This window comes from Corynebacterium ulcerans, assembly GCF_900187135.1.
Taxonomy (GTDB): domain Bacteria; phylum Actinomycetota; class Actinomycetes; order Mycobacteriales; family Mycobacteriaceae; genus Corynebacterium; species Corynebacterium ulcerans.
The window spans coordinates 1,205,869-1,224,807 of record NZ_LT906443.1 but is presented as its reverse complement, the minus strand read 5'-3'; the positions used below and the strand labels follow the sequence as shown (position 1 = coordinate 1,224,807).

Annotated in this window: 11 protein-coding genes; 10 read left to right on the top strand and 1 reads right to left on the bottom strand. The window is 53.4% G+C overall.

The annotated features are described in order from the left end of the window. The first annotated feature begins 132 nt into the window (after positions 1-132). The 5 genes from CKV68_RS05505 to CKV68_RS05485 all read left to right on the top strand — a co-directional run bounded on the left by CKV68_RS05505 (position 133) and on the right by CKV68_RS05485 (position 7,137). A complete protein-coding gene (locus tag CKV68_RS05505; protein WP_095075759.1) occupies positions 133-1,737 on the top strand; it encodes an inorganic phosphate transporter in 1,605 nt (534 codons plus the stop codon). 358 nt (positions 1,738-2,095) lie between these two features. Then, on the top strand, positions 2,096-3,736 hold the full coding sequence (locus CKV68_RS05500; RefSeq protein WP_013912478.1) for an ABC transporter substrate-binding protein: 1,641 nt from the start codon (positions 2,096-2,098) through the stop codon (positions 3,734-3,736). A gap of 123 nt (positions 3,737-3,859) precedes the next feature. Then, on the top strand, positions 3,860-4,810 hold the full coding sequence (locus CKV68_RS05495; RefSeq protein ID WP_167376980.1) for an ABC transporter permease: 951 nt from the start codon (positions 3,860-3,862) through the stop codon (positions 4,808-4,810). After that, entirely contained in the window at positions 4,803-6,479 is a 1,677-nt protein-coding gene (locus CKV68_RS05490) for an ATP-binding cassette domain-containing protein (protein WP_013912476.1), read from the top strand. The genes CKV68_RS05495 and CKV68_RS05490 overlap by 8 nt, the downstream gene beginning before the upstream one ends. Then, the gene (locus tag CKV68_RS05485) at positions 6,472-7,137 is read left to right on the top strand and encodes an ABC transporter ATP-binding protein (RefSeq protein WP_095075757.1); all 666 of its coding nucleotides are present in this window, start codon (positions 6,472-6,474) and stop codon (positions 7,135-7,137) included. The genes CKV68_RS05490 and CKV68_RS05485 overlap by 8 nt, the downstream gene beginning before the upstream one ends. A gap of 41 nt (positions 7,138-7,178) precedes the next feature. Here CKV68_RS05485 and CKV68_RS05480 read toward each other — a convergent pair whose 3' ends face one another. Beyond that, positions 7,179-8,540: an AI-2E family transporter gene (locus CKV68_RS05480; RefSeq protein ID WP_013912474.1), complete on the bottom strand. Its 1,362-nt coding sequence runs from the start codon at positions 8,538-8,540 to the stop codon at positions 7,179-7,181. A 333-nt stretch (positions 8,541-8,873) separates the two neighbouring features. Between CKV68_RS05480 and CKV68_RS05475 the strand changes: the two genes are divergently transcribed. From CKV68_RS05475 to grpE, 5 genes are all read left to right on the top strand, one after another. Next, a complete protein-coding gene (locus tag CKV68_RS05475) occupies positions 8,874-9,755 on the top strand; it encodes a class C sortase (protein WP_029974247.1) in 882 nt (293 codons plus the stop codon). Further along, positions 9,755-10,531, top strand: a complete 777-nt coding sequence (locus CKV68_RS05470) for an isopeptide-forming domain-containing protein (protein WP_095075756.1) — start codon at positions 9,755-9,757, stop codon at positions 10,529-10,531. Before CKV68_RS05475 ends, CKV68_RS05470 begins: the two co-directional genes overlap by 1 nt. 2 nt (positions 10,532-10,533) lie before the next feature. Next, positions 10,534-16,092, top strand: a complete 5,559-nt coding sequence (locus CKV68_RS05465; protein WP_095075755.1) for a DUF5979 domain-containing protein — start codon at positions 10,534-10,536, stop codon at positions 16,090-16,092. A gap of 310 nt (positions 16,093-16,402) precedes the next feature. After that, positions 16,403-18,235, top strand: a complete 1,833-nt coding sequence (gene dnaK, locus CKV68_RS05460; RefSeq protein WP_013912470.1) for a molecular chaperone DnaK — start codon at positions 16,403-16,405, stop codon at positions 18,233-18,235. Further along, on the top strand, positions 18,232-18,876 hold the full coding sequence (grpE, locus tag CKV68_RS05455; protein ID WP_014526331.1) for a nucleotide exchange factor GrpE: 645 nt from the start codon (positions 18,232-18,234) through the stop codon (positions 18,874-18,876). Before dnaK ends, grpE begins: the two co-directional genes overlap by 4 nt. Positions 18,877-18,939 lie beyond the last annotated feature (63 nt).

The window sequence follows — 18,939 nt, the reverse complement described above, 5'->3', positions numbered from 1 at the left end:
GTCTAGAAGGGGAGGGGAAGGTGTGCCGTGGGGGATGGTTATCGCAGTAAACGCTGTTGGGGTTAACTTTCTGTTTACCTTGATCATGTTGGCTACTCGGAGGAATGACTGACTCGAGAAAGTAGAGCGACAATGGCGGACAGCACTATGCTGACCACACCATCCACTGAGGGTGCCGGTTCAGATCGATGGTGGCACCTTACTTTTGGTGGACTCTTGGCGATTACGCTGATTGTTTTCACCCTGTGGTCATTCGGCTACGTGGGCGATACTGCAAATAAAGGCATTTTGATCACCACGATATTGTTTGGTGTTTTCATGGCCTTCAACATTGGCGGTAATGACGTAGCTAATTCCTTTGGCACCTCTGTGGGGGCGGGAACCCTCACCATGAAGCAAGCTCTGGTTATTGCAGCCATTTTTGAGGTTTCTGGTGCGGTTCTTGCGGGTGGCGAGGTTACCGATACGGTGAAATCTGGGATCGTGGACCTTGACGCCATTGATCTAAGCCCGCACCATTTTGCTTTTATTATGATGGCATCTCTTCTGGGGGCGGCTGTGTGGTTGCTGCTGGCTACCCGCATGGGATGGCCGGTGTCTACTACCCACTCGATCATTGGTGGCATTGTTGGAGCCTCCCTCGTGCTGGGCTTTACGCAGGGCCTCGGCGGCTGGGAAATGGTGCAATGGGGAGAAATTGGTCAGATCGCGTTGTCATGGGTTCTCTCTCCCGTGTTGGGAGGGTTGGCTGCGTGGCTATTGTTCGGGTTCATTAAAAAGCACATTTTGGTCTATAACGAAGACGCGGACGAGCAATTGCGGCAAATTAAGTCTGACCGCATTGAGCTGCACAAGTCTTTCAAGGCGTCGTTTGAACGCTTGAATGAGATTCAGCAGCTCGCGTATACCAATGCCATGACGCGCGACGCTGCGTTGATCCAGGAGCGCGATTTTGATCCTAGCGAACTGGAATCCGAGTATTATCGCGATCTCTATCGTATTAACCACCGCCGCGATAACCTCAACACTCATCAAGCCCTGGAAAACTGGGTTCCCTTGCTTGCTGCAGGTGGAGCGGCTCTGATTGGTGCGATGATGCTCTTTAAGGGATTGAAAAACCTTAATTTGCACATCAGCACCTTGGGGAACATCCTGATTCTCGGGATGATCTCTGCCGTCGTGTGGATGGCAGTGTTGATCTTTTCTCGGACCCTTAAACAGCAAGAACTCTCGCGGGCAACGTTTGTCATCTTCTCCTGGATGCAAGTCTTTACGGCATCGGCGTTTGCTTTCTCTCACGGCTCCAATGACATTGCGAATGCTATTGGCCCGTTCTCTGCAGTGTTGGATGTTTTACGGACCGACAGCATTAATGGCAGAGCGGCAGTCCCTACTGCGCTGATGATTACATGTGGCATCGCTTTGATCGCAGGGCTATGGTTCATTGGCCGTTATGTGATTCATACGGTGGGATCAGGGCTTACAGAGATGCATCCAGCCTCTGGCTTTTCGGCTGAGCTTGCTGCGGCTGCAGTTGTGATGGGCTCCTCTGTTCTTGGGCTTCCTGTGTCTTCTACGCATATCTTGATCGGTGCGATTCTAGGTATTGGCATTGTGAACAAAGCTGCCAACTGGCGATTGATGAAGCCCATTGCGATGGCGTGGGTCATTACGCTCCCGGCAGCCGCTTTTGTCTCGGGTATGGCCGTCCTTGCTTTGAACGCTATTTGGGGTTAGAGAGGAGCTTGGGGTTCAGTACCATCACAGCTGTGTTAGGTGTGGCGGTGGAAAATGTAAGTTTTCCATTAAGTTAGATTTATGAAAACGGCACCGGCTTGAATAGGTGTCAACTTTATCGCCTCAGAAATACTTGCAAAACGGAATCATTTAGGGGGCGTGTAACCCTAAAATGAGTGAGCTAACTGGGGTGAAAAACACATTGTGTCTCTTTTCACTAAAACTAAAGTTGGTGGTAGGGGCATATAATGGGGCTCAGGTTCATCAAGACTGAGTTCATGATATTGAAATTCAATTGTCTTCTTGATAGTTCTTTCTAAGTAATACCTAACCCTTCATTCTTAGGAAAGATCTTTCTATGCGACGTTCCCCCTCGTTCCTTGCGCTGTGTTCCAAGCGCAGTGGAGCAGCACTATTGTCCATGGCCCTTGCCGGAAGCGTTCTTGTTGCTTGCGGCGACCCCAGCCACAAAGAAGCGAGCGGTGAGGAAGGGTACCCGTCTCGGATTGTGCTAGCTGATCGTGAAGCCGGCGATGGCTTCCATCCGGCCACTGGATATGGTCAAACTGGCGTAAGCCCGGTGTATGACGGCCTGTTGCGTCCAGAATCAGCTGGTCCAGATCGAATCCCGAACTTTGTTCCAGCGTTGGCCTCCGCAATGCCTGAGCACAACGCTGATGCAACTGAGTGGACAGTGAAGCTGCGTGAGGGAGTGAAGTTCAGCGATGGCTCGGACTTTGATGCTCAAGACGTGAAAGCCTCCTACGACATGGCCCGCAATATTGATGCGGGATCGCAGATTGTTGCTCGCTATGAAGTCATCAAAGAGGTAGAGGTCAAGGATCCTCACACCGTGGTGTTCAAGCTGAATCACCCACTTGCTGAGATGAATTCTCGGTTGCTGTACGCGATCGCTCCTTCGGAGAAGCTGAAGGAAGATGGGCCTATCACCAAGGCAGAACTGAATACCAAGCCAGTAGGTACCGGCGCTTATAAGCTGGTAGAAAACCGTGGCGATGAGGTCGTATTCAAAGCTAATGAGGATTACTGGGGTGGGGCACCTCAGGTGAAAGAAATCGTAGTGACCACTGCTTCCGATGATGCAGCGCGTGCACAACGTGTCGCGGCCGGAGAGGTCGACGGCGCTGCCATTCCGCCGGCACAGGTCAACTCGGTGAAGGGCAAAGACGGCATTGAGGTTGTTTCTACCAAGACGGCTGACTGGCGTGGAATTTCCTTCCCTAAGGTCCCGGAACTGCAAGACGTCAAGGTCCGCCAGGCCCTTAACTTTGCCGTGGATCGTCAGGCATTCGTGGATGGGCCGCTGGGCGGCTACGGCACAACTCTGGAGACTCTGATCTCGCCACTGTACGGCGACGCACACGACTCATCGAAGACTTTCGGCTACGACGTAGCCAAAGCAGAGAAGCTTCTCGACGAAGCCGGCTGGAAGAAGAATGCCGCAGGCATGCGTGAGAAGGACGGCAAGCCCTTCCACATCACTCTCTACTACGCATCTAGCGATACCACGCGTCGCGACATCGCTATTGAGTTTGCTTCCCAGATGAAGAAGCTTGGTTTGGATTTTGAGACCAAGGCTGGAACGTGGGACGAAATCGGACCGGCTTTGGGCAAGGCAGCAGCAGTGCTTGGCGGCGGTTCGGCTCCTTATGACGTCACCATCATGGCGTACGAGTACCTGCATACCCGCACACCTTCTACCAGCAAGTGGGCTAACCCCGGCGATTACGGCTCTGAAGAGCTGAACAAGCTTCTCGACGAAGCCCGCAGCGAGGTGGATACCACTAAGCGCAACAAGCTGTGGCAGAAAGCTCAGGCAATGTACATGGACGATCCGTCGGCTCTCTGCCTGCTCAACCTTGAGCACGTTTACGCAAGCAAGCGTAACGAGTGGAAGAAGCCAGAAAACCTACTCGAGCCTCACATTCATGGTGTCACCTGGGGACCATGGTGGCGTGTCGCCGAGTGGACCAAGTAAGCCGCCCCATCTTTGACGTATAGCTCCGTGCGTTTGGCACCGGAGCTATACGCATTCTCTACGGAAGGATCTTTTTCAGTGTTGTTGCCTGGAAGAAGAGACAACCTCGACGGTATAGGTGTGATGGTGGGGCTGCGCCTGCTTGTTATCGCATGTACTACGGTCGTAGTTACGTTCATTATGTTTGCTTTGGCGGCATTGTCGCCGTTTGATCCGCTCGCTCATTATTTGGGCGCTGAATATGGCGATTACACCGATGACGAGCGTGCACGAATTGCAGCGTCGTTGGGAGTGGATAGGCCTTGGTGGCAGCAGTGGCTGCAATGGTGGGCTGATGTTCTGCGGGGCGACCTTGGCTGGTCGCGTGTTTACAATAAGTCGGTCGCAGATGTGATCTGGGAGCGGCTTCCGTGGACGATTGTGTTGTCTTCAGTTGGCCTGCTCCTCATGCTCGTGATCGCTGCGATTCTGGGTGTTTGGGCTGCTCGTCGTCCTGGGGGCTCGGTAGACCGCTCTGTTAACGCGATCGGCGTTTTCGTGGCGGCTACTCCGTCATATATTTATGCGCTCGGTGCTGTTCTCTTTTTTGGAGTGTTTTTGCACGTCATTCCTGTGGGTGGAGCGTCACGCGTTGGCGATGTTCCGTCGCTGTTGACAGTGGGGCCGTACTTGATTGCGCCCGCTATAGTGTTAGCGGTTTCGCAACTGTCCTGGCCGTTGCTGACCATGCAGCAGTCCACGCTTGAGGCATCGCAATCCCCAGCGGTCGCCAATGCACGCTTACGGGGACTAAGTGAGAAAACTATTCTTGTGCGCCACGTGCTTCCGTTGTCGCTGATGCCCTTGATTACATTGATTGGCGCGCGCTTGGGCGAGCTAGTTGTGGGCGCCGTGATCGTGGAGACCGTGTTCTCTTGGCCGGGATTGGCTCAGGCGACCGTGGAATCTGCGATTGCAGTTGATTTCCCTCTGTTGGCCTTCACCACGGCTGCCACCACGGTCGTCGTAATGCTAGGTTCGCTGGCCAGCGACGTTTCTTACATGATTATCGACCCGAGGGTGAGCGATGTCTAAACAAGCTAAATCTCCCGTGGCAATGCACGTACAAAAATGGGCTAAGTACCATCGAATCAGCATTTCCGTCTTTATCGGAGTGGTCTTGTACGGCTTGCTGATCCCCGTCTTTTTTGATGCCGGGAACCCGAGTTTTTCTAAAGCGCTGAAGCCTCCAAGCTCTACTAACTTTTTTGGCACCGACCACTTTGGTTTTGACCTCTTTGTTCGTACAGCGGAGAGTTTGCGGGTATCGCTTGTCATTGGTTCGCTGTCTGCGCTAGTAGCTACAGCGCTCGGCGTAATAGTCGGATTGATTGCTGCTGCAGTGGGCGGACGTACAGACCGGATAATCATGCGACTCAATGATGCGGTGAACTCTATTCCGCACTTGATTCTTTCAGTGGTTATCGTTGCCTTGTTCCGTGGCTCACTTATTGCAATTGTGCTTTCTATTGCGCTAACGCACTGGTCACCGGTTGCTCGCATTGTTCGTTCTTCTGTGCTTGCAGTACGAACCTCGGATTATGTGGATGCGTCGTATGCCGCTGGCGGTCCCTTCAAGTGGGTGCTTATTAAGCATCTAGCTCCTGCAGCTGCTGGTCAGGCTGTGGTTGCCATGATCATGCTGATGCCCCACGCTGTGTGGCACGAGTCTGCGCTGTCATTCTTGGGATTGGGCATCCAAGCAGATGAGCCGTCGTTAGGCACCCTTATGGACCTAGCCCGCGAGGACATTATGCGGGGTGCTTGGTGGGCATTAGTGTTCCCTGCAGCCGTATTGCTGGCCACGACGCTTTCTGCCGTGTCGCTGGCACGAAAGGTTCCTGAGGTTGTCACTGACCTTGATGTCACTGAAGCCGAGGAACAGATAGAGACCGACGTGGTGGCTCCGAGCACGGGCATGGAAGTTCACAATGTGAGCGTTGTGGTACACGGAAAAGACGCCTCGCAACAGCGTATTCTCAAAGACGCGTCGCTTCATGTGGAACCCGGTTCTATCCATGGTTTGATTGGTGCCTCAGGCTCTGGCAAGACCACCTTGGGTAAATCAATTGTGGGAATTGCGCCGCAGTATTCCAAGTTGATAGGGCGCGTGAGTGTCGCAGGGAAACCGCTGGCATGGGGAGAGAAAGACTTTTCTAAGATCCGAGGAACAGTAGTTGGCTTTGTTCCGCAATCCGCAGCGCAGTCTTTCACACCAGTGCGCCGATTGGGCACTCAGCTGCAAGAGATTATCGATCGCCACCAGGGGAAAAATACTGTTCCGGAGCTATTGCGTACTGTTCATCTTCCGGAGGAGACTGCGGAATTCTTCCCGCATCAGCTTTCTGGCGGTATGGCGCAGCGAGCAGCCATTGCAGCCGCTTTGGCTGGCAACCCTACCTACCTCATCGCCGATGAGCCGACCAGCGCATTGGATCCGCAGCTTACCTCCGATATTTTGGCTCTGTTCAAAGAAATTGCGGACTCTCAAGGCGTAGGAATCTTGGTGATCAGCCACGACATAGAAGACCTACGGGAATCCGAGATCTGCGATACCGTCTCCGTGATGAGGAATGGCGAGATCATGGAAACCGGCCCTGCCCGTAAGGTTCTGAACACACCAGATCATGCGTACACACGTGCGCTGTTGGCGGCACTGCCTAGCGGCGGATTAAAAGTTACGGAAGGACTTGAACGTGGATAACACACAGAACCTTCGCGCATCCGCGGTAACTGTTGAATTTACTAAGAACTCACCCGTTCTAGAGAACGTAAGTATTGAGATTGTCCCAGGTCAGATGATCGGTTTGGTGGGGCTTTCTGGATCAGGCAAGACAACGCTGGCTCGGCTACTAGCCGGAAAGATGAGCCCGACCCTGGGGAAGGTGCTCATGGATTCTCAAGAAGTTTCTACGCGGCGAGGCCACCGTAATCCGGATATTGTCACCATCAATCAGTCACCTCGAGACGCGTGTTCTCCGCGGTGGAAGATTAAAGACATCATCGCAGAGCCACTACGTATCGCTGGCAAACTCGATGAAGATGCTATTGCAGTACGCGTGAACGAATGCGCTGATGAGGCGCTTGTCGACGCCACGCTGCTGGACAGGCTGCCTCATCAAGTCAGTGATGGCCAGTTGCAGCGTGCTTGCATTGCTCGTGCATTGGCGCAGGCACCTCGATTCCTTATTTGCGATGAACCGACGTCAATGCTGGACCCACTAGCTACGGCTGCTGTGGTGTCCTTGTTGCGTCGACAAGCTGATAGCGGAGTGGGAGTGCTGCTTATATCCCACGATCATCGCTTACTCGCAGCATGTGCAGATACCGTGCTTGAGATGGATCAATTGAAACAATCGTAACTAATAAAAATGTGGCCCTGGAAAACCCAGGGCCACATTTTTTAGTCGTCTGTGGGGTTTGAAGGAGCTTCTTCCTTCTTAATGGTCACATTTGATGTTTTTCTCAAACTTAGTTTGGTGAGTTGTTCCTTGAGATTGCCCCAAGCCTGCTCGCCATTAATGGGAGGACTTGCTTCTTCGGCCGTGGCTAGCTCGATTTCGTCGAGAGTTATTTCTCCTGCACGCAGCGCCACTAGCTCAGAGTGATAGCGGATAAGAACAGCCAAGGTAGCTGCTACTGGGACGGCCAAGAAAGCGCCCACAACGCTAAACAGTGCGGAACCAATGGTCACAGAAAGCAAGACCACTGCCGCATGGAGATTCATAGCCCTGGACTGTAATACGGGTTGCAGAATGTGGCCTTCGATCTGCTGCACAGCGATGATGAGGATGAGCGCAAAGATAGCGTTAGAAACACCATTGCTGACCAAGGCGATGACCACAGCAAGTGCTCCTGCGGTGAAAGCTCCCACGATAGGGATAAAACCGCCAAAGAAGGTCAGGACTGCCAGGACTAGCGCAAGCGGAACCTTGAGGATGAGCAAACCGATTCCGATGAGGACTGCATCGACCAAAGAGACGATAGCCTGCGCCCTGATAAAACCGGCGAGAGCATTCCAAATACGAGTGAGGACCTCGGTGAGATGCCATCCTACGTTAGGGCCGGTGAGCCTACGCACCATAGGTAGGAAGCGGGTGCCGTCCTTGAGGAAGAAGAAGGACAGGATAAGCATCAGAATAATTGTGATAAGGATCGATGATGCTGTGGTAAGCCCGGAGAACACACCGTTGGCGATGTTGCGCGAGTGCTCTTGGAGGGTCTGTGTCAGGCTTTGGATATAGCCGTCAACCTTCGATGTATCCAAGTTGAGTGGACCCTGTTCAGCCCATTGCAGCACGCGATTAATGCCTTCGGTGGCGCGATCGACGAGATCTTTCGACTGAGAACTCACGCTCGGGGCCATTGCCGCAAAGATGCCTCCGATGGCGCCAAAGAATCCGATAGCCACGATGATGACTGCGGCCGCTGGCGGTACCTTCCGAGCTCGCAGCCACCTCACCGGCGGCCACAGAACCGTGCACAGCAATAACGCAAGGATGACGGGCAGCACGCCTTGCCATACGGTTGCTAGGCCGCGCCATGCCATAACACTGGCTATGACCACGATAATGAAACGGAGCGCCCAGCCGGAAGCCCACCGTGCGTCGGCGCCAAGAATGATCGCGCGGTCTTTACGAGGAGTCTCGCTAGCTGGGATGGTGAGTGGTTCTGATTCCTCGACAGCAGAGTTTAAAAGATCGGAGATGTCACGATCTTGTGCCGTATTAGCAGTCGGGGAGCTGGGGTTCTTATGTGTATCCATCAGAAATAAGGATGCCACAGCTGTGGAGATTTAAGAATCGTTGGAACAAAAATACATCCCCCAAGTAAAGTTTTCCTCTTTATAGGGGGATACGGTGGGAATAAAAGGTTGTGAATATTACCCGTCTAGCCACGACGTCGATAAGCATTTAACTCATTAAAAGCTTTTATTATAAATAAATTTAATTAAAAAGAGTAGCATGCCATTGTTACGAGTCTCGGAACTTGTGACGTGTACGACAGTTCCTGACCCCCTCATGAAGGACATGTTTGGTTTGCATTGCCGCCGCTTGTGGGGCTGTGAGCGTGACGATCAAAGCAAGCAGGAGAGAAGGTGCCTTCTATGAAGGAAAACCTAAGCAGAACGTCCAGCAGATCTGTCATGATTTCCCTGGTTCTGGTGATTGCAGGAGTGATCACGCTTCTTTATCCAGTGGCTGCAGCCTATATCTATAACGCATCCCACGCGCGGGAGGCTCAAAAATATATCGAGTCGCAAAAAGGTATGTCTGACGCAGATAGAGAGCGATGGATTGCCCAAGCTCAAAGCTATAACGAGCGACTAGCGCATATCCCAATATTAGATCCGTGGCTGTCGCGGGTTTCTAAAGATAGTGGATTGTATCGCGAGTATTTGGCCCAGCTTAACGCTCCGGGCACGGACGACGCGGTTATGTCGGTAGTCTCTATTCCCTCAATCAATACGACGCTTCCGGTGTTTCATGGGACCGACGATGATGTTTTAGATAAGGGCTTGGGGCATATCTACGGATCATCGTTGCCGGTGGGAGGGGACGACACCCATGCGGTTATTACCGGACACTCAGGGCTGGCAGAGGCCACGATGTTTGACAACCTGGAAAAAATGCAGGTTGGAGACATGATCTATGTAGACACCGTGGGCAAAGTCCTCACCTACAAAGTGACCAACACAGAGGTTGTGTTGCCTGATGAGATTGAGAGTTTAAGGGTACAAAACGGAAAAGACTTGCTCACCCTGATCACATGCACCCCGTACGCGATTAACACGCATCGGTTACTTGTGCATGCGGAACGTGTGGAGACGGGGGAAGAAAATCTGCCGCAGTCTAGCGGGGGATGGGAAAGCTGGATGCTATGGAGAATCCTGGCCTCGATTGCGATCCTGGCTGTGGTTTTAGCGATTTACCTGCGCAGACGGTCTAAAAATAATGAGATACGAGAGAGCTTAAGCTGATGCTGAAACAAAAGAAACTAGTGCTTATACGACTGGCCATGGCTGCCGTGATGGGGATGACGATCTTGTACTCCTCACCGGTAGCTTCCGCCCGTCCCGCAGTATCTGCGGATTCTGTTCAAGCATCGACCATCGATCCCACTCGTACCGCAAGCCTGACCATTGAATTTAAAAATTCTCCGACTGCCAGCGGAACACTATCCGGGATCCCCGTGCGTATTGCTCGCATCAGCAACATCGATCTGACCACCCAAGAAGGCTGGCTGGCTGCATCCAAACTGTCTGTTTCCGAGGCCCTTCAGCAGCCAGAAGCTCAGTCCTGGCAGGCGAAGACAGACAATGCGGGGCGCGTACGCTTTGATAACCTCCCCATTGGATTGTATAAAGTCCAACCCGTCGCGGGCTCTGACCATGGTTTTGAGCCTTTTATTGTTCCGTTGCCGTCTTCTGCCCAGACAGGTGAGTGGAACTACGATCTCGTGGTTCATCCCAAACCTAAGCACAAAGAGGATAACGACCCTACGAAGCCATGGTGGGATTCAACGCTTCCTCCTCTTCCGCCAAAGACACCACAGCCTCCGCAACCGGCTACTAGTGCTCCATCGGTGCCCAACCCACAGCCGGATAAACCGGACAAGAAAAATCCAACGAACTCACCGTTAGCGCGAACAGGCGCATCAGTCATAGGCGTTGTGCTCTTGGGCGTTCTTTTAGCAGCCCTGGGATTTGGCGCAGTGATGTGGAATAAGAAAAACAACCGAGGGGATGACGAGTAATCATGATCGTTACTGTAAAAAAACAGCTCCAGCGAGCGACGCGCCACATGGTGGCCGTTGCAGCGGTGTTGGTCATCATGGTTGCTGCACTGGGATTTCCCTTCACTGAGGTGACGCCCCCGGCGCAAGCCCAGACAGCGCCAGCGCAACCTCAGAATCCTGACCTTGACCTTAATAAATGCGGCGCCTCTGTCGCCTTTGTTGTAGACCTTTCCAACTCTCTGAGTCCAACAGACCTGGAAAACCAGAAGAAGACGCTGCGGGAAATGGTGAACTCCTTGGAGGGTGCGCCTTACACGTTTAGCCTCTATACCTTTGCTACCTCAGCTCCCGCATATGGTGAGGGCAATCAAAACCTGAAGTCAATGTCCTTGCGCGATCCCGAACAGGTGAAGAAATTTAGGGATCGGATTGACTCGCTCTTCCTACCTGGTACCAAGTTTGGTGCCACGAACTGGGAACAGGGCATGAAGCAAGTGGCAGATGACATTGACGCTGGCACTCGTTATGACACCGTGTACTTCATCACCGACGGAAAGCCGACCTTTGATAGCAACGGTAAGAACTATGAAGGAAACACCACTGAGCTTTCAGAAATTGACAACGCCGTAAAACAAAAAGAGCGGTTTGTTAAGAGTAAAACGCAGTTCATTCCCATTGGCGTGGGATCCGCCATCCAGGATCAGTCGTGGCAGGAGATTCGTGCTCCGTATTATTACGAGGGAGGATACATATATTGGAATATTGATAGGTATTACACCTCGCAACAAATGCTGAGGATGATCGCTCCGGATCCCAGCAAGGTGATTATCTCACCCGATTACGCGACCCTTCCCTCTGAGCTGCAAAAGAATTTTGTTACCGGTTGCCTGCTGGTGAACAAGGAAATTGTGGATGGTGATGGCAAACGCATCGAACCAGGAGCAAATTGGCATTTTGCTCTAGAAAGCGGATCTTCAGACAAGAAAGACCTTGTCACCAATGCCCGAGGCGTGGCTGCTATTGCCGTGTCTGATTTCAGCCAGGGTAATCCTAAGGTAAAGGTCGTCGAGCAGCTGCAGGAAAAATTCCAGTTGCTTACAGAAGGCGATAAAGCTATTACCTGCCAAGCTTTCCAAGCCGGTGGCACTCCGCAAAAGGTACAAACGTCTACCGTTACTAATGGCGTGGAATTGACCCTCGATCCGGCGAAAATTACCTCTTGTACCTTCTCCAACGTGCCCAAGGTTCCGGTGGAGATAGGCAAGGACGTAGTCACCCCTCATTCGGTGTTGTCGCCCACGGTCAGTGGACGGAAATTTGATTTCAACTACACCTGTACGTATCAGGGCAAGGTAGTAGCAAAGAAAGAAGAAAAAGGTCTGCTTTCCGGTGATCGTCGACAGATCGGTAACCTGCCGCTCGGCACAAAGTGCGTGGTGGAAGAGTCCCAGCCGCAGGTCGATGAGAAGCTTTATACGCTCAAGACGACGTGGGCGACCGATAACGTGGAATCGGCAAACGCAGACGGCCGCAAGATTGAATTCGTTGTGGGGAAGAAAGCCTATGACGATAATGGCAGGGTCTCAGCAGTAGCTACCAACACCTACGAACCGGTCATGCGGACGTTCAAGCTTTCCAAGCAGGTTGTGAATCGCGAGAAGATCCCGGCCTCGTTGTTGCCCAAGAGCTACCCGGTGAAGTACACGTGTCGCTATGTCCCGGATCGCACGCAGCGGCCGGAAACCGGTGGTAATGCGCAGCCTTTATACGTGGCAAACGGTGAGGTTAATATCCCACTCGATGGCGAGGCCACTATTGGTCCGCTGCCCGTGGGCACCGAGTGTGCCTTCATTGAGGAAGGAACCCCTGCGAACCCGATTGCCATCGAGGGATACGATCTCAAACCATCGTGGCAATCAAACGTGTGTGTGAGCGAGGCAGACGACGTTTCCTCTCTGAAGAATTGCCAGGGCAACTACTTCTGGTTGGATCCCAATAATGCTACTGATCCGCAAGCCAAAGCGGTCAATAAATACGAGCCGAAGCTTGGATCGATCATTATCGAGAAGAAACTAAGCGGAAAAGACGCTGACTTGGGGCGTGAACGCGAGTTCATCTTCGATGCGGTCTGTCGCCGGGAAGGCATAGAGGTTTTCAAAAAAGAAAACATCAAGGTCGCGGGCGGACAGGCTTTGCGTATCGACGGCGTGCCGGTGGCTTCCACCTGTACCGTGAGCGAGCGCGACGTTGCGGTAGAAAATGCCACGGTGAACAAGGCTGCCGATGTACAAGTGACGGTTGGCCCGGCTAATGAAACGCCGCGTAAAGCGCTGATGACTAATGAGTTTGTGAGGGACCAAGGTCCCATCACGGTGAAAAAATCCGTCGATGTAAGCGGAGTGCTGGACGAAGCAAAGCGCGCAGAGCTCCAAGGCGCTTCCTTCACGGTGAAAGCGCAGTGTGTTGTTCCAGCGGAAACTACTCCGCGTTCCGTTGAGGTCATGCTGACCGATGGGGAAACGAAGACCTTGGGCACCTTCCCCGTGGGAACGCAATGTTCCCTCACGGAGGACTATGATGTGCCAGACGGAGTAGAGCTGGATAAGAGTTTCAGCACCAACGTGGCCACAGTGGAGTCGAAAGCGGGAACGTCGGTAGACGTCAAGAACGTATTTTCTACCCCGAACGGTGACCTCACCGTATCCAAGAAGGTCGCTGTGTTGAAGGAAGACGTGGATGACTTAGACAACTACGTGCCCAAGACCTTTAGTTTCGCGTTGACCTGTACCGATGGCACTAATAAGACCTTCTCCCTCGGCGCTGAGGCGGAAGAAGTGATCAGCGGTATCAAGGTAGGCGCTGAGTGCACGTTGACGGAGAATGCTACGCAGCACTCGCAAGAGGTTAGTGAGACAACGTCCATGGAGGGCGTCGATAAGAGCGTAACCGGCAAAGTAATGACATTTACCATGCCGGAAGTTGGGCAAGCAGCTACTGTTGACGTTCGCAATGAGTACAAGCCTGCCCTGGCAAAGCTGACCCTGAACAAGAAGGTCAACGCGACGTATCAGGGCAATGGGCAGCAAGTCCCAGACAACATCATCCAGGGGCTGTTTGCAGATACTAAGTTCCAATTCACGTACACCTGTAGTCGCGGTGGCAAGGAGCTGCTCCAAAGCACTGCGCAGATCGGCATGGGAGAATCTATTGAGGTAGAAGTTCCTGTTAACGCCTCATGCGCCTTTACCGAGAACACGGTGGAAGTCGATGGGTTGGAAGGGCCTACGCTCAGCCTTGACGGCGACGGGCACATGGATGCCGAGAAGACCGATGCCTTTGTTGTGGATAACGTCGCAGGTGCGACCACTAGCACCGTGACCAATAACTACAAGGTCAAGACCGGTAGCTTCAACCTACGCAAAAAGGTAGGCGGAGACGGCATTAATGCGATTAGCAAAGACCGGAGATTCGATTTGTCCTACACCTGTACCTATAACGGACAGGTGATACGCGAAGGGACTATGAATATCGCCCGCTTTGAGTCAGGCAGCGAGCATAAGATAGACAACCTTCCTATCGGCACCGAGTGCAGCGTATCGGAGAACCTTGACACCGCGCAGTTGGCTAATCACAAGCTCGCGCTGACCTGGGCGGTGACCGCAGACCAAGAAGGCAACGGGACCGAGACCTCGTGCACCTTGGCGGAAAACTGCGAGAATGCTCAGGGGGAGAACTCCGCGGTGATAAAGATCCACGAATCTGAGGATGCTAACGCTGCAGAGCCTAACTTCCAGGGCACCCTTGTTCTGTGGAACTCCTATACCGCAGACAAGCTCAAAGTGCAGGTGACTAAACAACTCACGGGAGACGGGCCAAGCCTGGCCTCTGATGAGGACTTTGTGTTTAGCCTAGTGTGCAAAGATCCAGGCAGTGAGCGCACAATTACCGCACAGCGCACTATCCGGGGAGCCGGAAACGGGCTGTTTGCTACCGCAAATGCACCGGATCAAGAAGCCGTGGAGATCCCGGTGGGCTGGTCGTGCGTTATTAAAGAGGATCAGATCAACCGCTATGACGCAGATGTGAAGGTGTCCTTTGACGGCGCAACGCTAGAAACTCCTCTCACGGATACGGCGGGAGCCACTGCAGCTTTCAAGATCGCTGGTGTGCCTGATTCCACTCAGAACGTGACGGTGATAAATGACTATGCACGTAAGCGTGCACAGCTGCGCGTGGCCACGAAGTATGTGGGCAACCAGCAGGGAAATGTTAACGAGTACCTCACCAACAAAGAGACCTTTGGCGTGTCCTGGCGGTGCGAAGACCCACTGACGGGCCAAGTGCATGAAGGTTCTCTCAGGGTTCCCGCTGACGGAAAGCTGATAGAAATTCTGGGTAAAGACGGCAAGCAACTTCCGGTCTCCGTGGAGTGCGAGCTTACTGAGGATACCTCTGACAAGGTTCCTGCCGAGTTTGCAGACAAGGTGAAATCAACGCACCGTGTTTATGCGTCCCGTCAGGACCAGATCTTCCTGGATAAACCAGAGTCGATCACCATCAAGCCAGTGGACCTCCAAGTAGGCAATGTCACAGACGTGGTGTTTGAAAATAGTTATTGGATGGACACCATGGTCTTTACCGTCCAGAAGTACCTTGAGGGTCCTAAAGACGCCCTGGGAGAAGACCCCCAATTCCGGTTTAACTATCGCTGTGAGCTGCCATTGCTTCCCACGCAGCCTGTTCCGGAAGCTTTCCGGGCAGGGGCAACGTCACCTACTGGATCCCAGACAGTCAAGGGAACTTTTGATATTCGACATAACCAGAGCTGGGTTGCGCCAGGTGCTCCTACGGGAACGCGTTGTTGGATTTCGGAGCAGTTGACTGAGGAGCAACGAGCTTTGTTAGCTAGCAAGGGGCTGCGCCTGGAGCAAAGCACAACTCAGTTGTTTGAAGCTACCCCTACTGAGCAGGCCAATCAGTCCCTTGAGGAACAGATTGCCAAGGCAAAGCGCACGCCTATTCGTCCCGGTGGAGAGGTTGAGCTCAACGCCGAGCAGGGTGGAGACATCATTTATATCAACAGCCTGTATCGCACTGAAGGATCGATTTTGATTGAGAAAGTGGATGCCAAGGGCGCTCCACTGAAGGGATCGAAGTTCTCGATTTTCCGTGCGGAAGGTGATCGCCCCGCAGGTGAGCCTCTCTTCACGGATATTGTTCCTGAGGATCAGCGGCCTCTATCGCTTGCTCCTGGTAGCTATTACCTTGTAGAGACCACTCCTGGCGAAGGTGCCCAGTTGCTCCCTCAGGCCTGGCGATTCAATGTGGTGCCCACGGGAGATCAGGAAGGTGATCTGCGGTTTACTCTTGAACCGCAGGCCACCGATTCAGGGCTAATCAGCGTGAGCCGTAAGGACGAAAACGATCCAACGAGCGCGTGGGTTATTCAAGTAGCCAACGTGAAGACCGGAGAGCTGCCGCTGACTGGTCGTGGAGGACGTAAGCTCTTTACGATCATTCCGATTGTTCTTCTGCTTATCGCCGGCGGTATTTATGCTTGGCGACGTCGCAATGAATAGCATGAGCTAGCGCATTGAGCGCAGCCCGCGGTGAGTGCTTTGTAGGATAAGGCGCTCGCCGCGGGCTTTGTGCGTCTTGTGGGGTAGGGGTGAGCTGCGGGAACGAAGAATTTTTAAAAAAGTTGAGTCTTGTGGGAACAACTTTGTGGGTAGTGCCGTTATGTATAGTGTCAGGTTGAGTGACAGGCGCTCAAGGTATCTGGTAAGTTCATTACTTGTAGTTGGACGGTCCGGTAAAATTGAGTCAGGGTCAGTCAACTTTAAAAGTAAAAACGTTAAAGATAAAACCAAACACTCAGGAGGACATCACATGGGACGCGCAGTAGGAATTGACCTCGGTACCACCAACTCGGTGGTTTCCGTACTGGAAGGCGGCGAGGCTCAGGTTATTGCTAACTCTGAAGGCTCCCGCACCACCCCTTCGGTGGTTGCATTTGCTAAGAACGGTGAGGTGTTGGTCGGACAGTCCGCCAAGAACCAGGCTGTGACCAACGTTGATCGCACTATCCGTTCTGTTAAGCGCCACATCGGTACCGATTGGACCGTAGGTATCGACGACAAGCAGTACACCCCGCAGGAAATTTCTGCTCGTACGTTGATGAAGCTCAAGAGGGATGCAGAGGCCTACTTGGGTGATGATGTTACCGATGCCGTGATCACGGTTCCGGCATACTTCTCCGACGCTCAGCGTCAGGCCACCAAAGAGGCCGGCCAGATTGCAGGCCTGAACGTTCTGCGTATTGTCAACGAGCCTACTGCTGCCGCTTTGGCTTATGGCCTGGAAAAGGGCGAGAAAGAGCAGACCATTCTCGTCTTCGACCTCGGCGGCGGAACCTTCGACGTCTCCCTTCTGGAGATCGGCGATGGAGTTGTTGAAGTTCGCGCAACCGCTGGTGACAACGAGTTGGGCGGCGACGACTGGGACAACCGCGTGGTCGAATGGCTCGTAGACAAGTTCAAGAGCAGCAACGGCGTGGACCTGTCCAAGGACAAGATGGCTATGCAGCGTCTTCGCGAGGCCGCTGAGAAGGCAAAGATCGAACTGTCTTCCTCCCAGTCTGCGACCATCAACCTTCCGTACATCACCGTCGATGCAGATAAGAACCCACTGTTCCTGGATGAGACCCTTTCTCGCACTGAGTTCCAGCGCATCACCCAGGATCTGCTTGATCGCACCAAGGCACCGTTCAACCAGGTGATCAAGGACGCAGGTGTTTCTGTTTCCGAGATTGACCACGTTGTGCTGGTCGGTGGTTCCACGCGTATGCCTGCCGTTTCTGAGCTGGTGAAGGAACTTACCGGTGGCCGCGAGCCTAACAAGGGTGTTAACCCAGACGAGGTCGTAGCCGTAGGTGCTGCACTCCAGGCTGGCGTTTTGCGCGGCGAGGTCAAAGACGTTTTGCTTCTCGACGTCACCCCACTCTCCTTGGGCATTGAAACCAAGGGCGGCGTGATGACCAAGCTGATCGAGCGCAACACCACCATCCCAACCAAGCGTTCTGAGACCTTTACCACGGCTGAAGACAACCAGCCTTCCGTTCAGATTCAGGTGTTCCAGGGCGAGCGAGAGATCGCTGCTCATAACAAGCTGCTTGGCTCCTTCGAACTCGGTGGCATTGCTCCAGCACCGCGTGGCATCCCGCAGATCGAGGTCACCTTTGACATCGACGCCAACGGTATCGTCTCCGTGTCCGCTAAGGACAAGGGAACCGGCAAGGAAAACACCATCAAGATTCAGGATGGTTCCGGTCTGTCTCAGGAAGAGATCGACCGCATGGTCAAGGATGCAGAGCAGCACGCAGAAGAGGACAAGAAGCGTCGCGAGGAGCAAGAGACTCGCAACTCCGCTGAGACCATGGCATACCAGACCCGCAAGTTCTTGGAAGAGAACGGCGAGAAGGTCTCCGAGGAGCTGAAGACCAAGGTTATCGCAGCTGCTGATGCTGTCGATGAGGCACTTAAGGGTGACGACATCGAGGCCATCAAGACCGCCGTGGAGAAGCTGTCCACCGAGTCTCAGGAGATGGGCAAGGCAATCTACGAGGCAGAAGCTGCTAACGCAGGTGCTGCTGACGCTGCTTCCCAGGCTGATCCGAATGTCGTCGACGCTGAAGTTGTTGACGAGGAGGAAGAGAAGAAGTGACCCAATCCCACGGTATGCCTGATAACCCGGGCGATCCCGAGCACACCGATCCAGAGGCAACCTCTGCGGAGCGTGCAGAGGCTGCTGCAGAGGAAGCAGAGCGCGCAGATCAGGGGAGCCTTGAGTCAGACATCGACCCCACGTTGGAAGCTGACCTCGAAGATGCCCTTGCTGACATCGACGCTGAGGTAGCAGCGCAAGCTGCTGAGCCTACGCTGGAAGATCAGCTTGCTGAAAGGACTGAGGATCTACAGCGCGTGAGCGCAGAGTACGCGAACTATCGTCGCCGTACCGAGCGTGAGCGCCAGGTTGGGATAGAGGCTGCTAAAGCGCAGGTTATGACGCAGCTTCTTCCGATACTTGACGACCTTGACCTTGCTGAGAAGCACGGTGACCTTGCAGAGGGCCCACTGAAGGCTTTCCGCGACAAGTTCGTCGGTGTGGTTGAAGGCCTGAAGGTCACCCCGTTTGGTGAGGAAGGCGATGCCTTTGACGCTGAGCGCCACGAGGCTGTTCAGGACCTTTCATCTGGCGATGAGAAAGTCCTAGGGACGGTTCTGCGCCGGGGCTATCAGATGGGCGATCGGCTGCTCCGCACCGCGATGGTGATCATTGCTGATCCTGCGGAGTCTGCTGAGTAATCACACCCGCAGAATGATGAAAGTGCATACAAGGGCGCGGGGCTTTTCTACACGAGAATCTTG

Coding starts and splice junctions, on each gene's coding strand:
- CKV68_RS05505 (WP_095075759.1), top strand. CDS start 133: ATGGCGGACAGCACTATGCTGACCACACCATCCACTGAGGGTGCCGGT.
- CKV68_RS05500 (WP_013912478.1), top strand. CDS start 2,096: ATGCGACGTTCCCCCTCGTTCCTTGCGCTGTGTTCCAAGCGCAGTGGA.
- CKV68_RS05495 (WP_167376980.1), top strand. CDS start 3,860: ATGGTGGGGCTGCGCCTGCTTGTTATCGCATGTACTACGGTCGTAGTT.
- CKV68_RS05490 (WP_013912476.1), top strand. CDS start 4,803: ATGTCTAAACAAGCTAAATCTCCCGTGGCAATGCACGTACAAAAATGG.
- CKV68_RS05480 (WP_013912474.1), bottom strand. CDS start 8,540: ATGGATACACATAAGAACCCCAGCTCCCCGACTGCTAATACGGCACAA.
- CKV68_RS05470 (WP_095075756.1), top strand. CDS start 9,755: ATGCTGAAACAAAAGAAACTAGTGCTTATACGACTGGCCATGGCTGCC.
- CKV68_RS05465 (WP_095075755.1), top strand. CDS start 10,534: ATGATCGTTACTGTAAAAAAACAGCTCCAGCGAGCGACGCGCCACATG.
- dnaK (WP_013912470.1), top strand. CDS start 16,403: ATGGGACGCGCAGTAGGAATTGACCTCGGTACCACCAACTCGGTGGTT.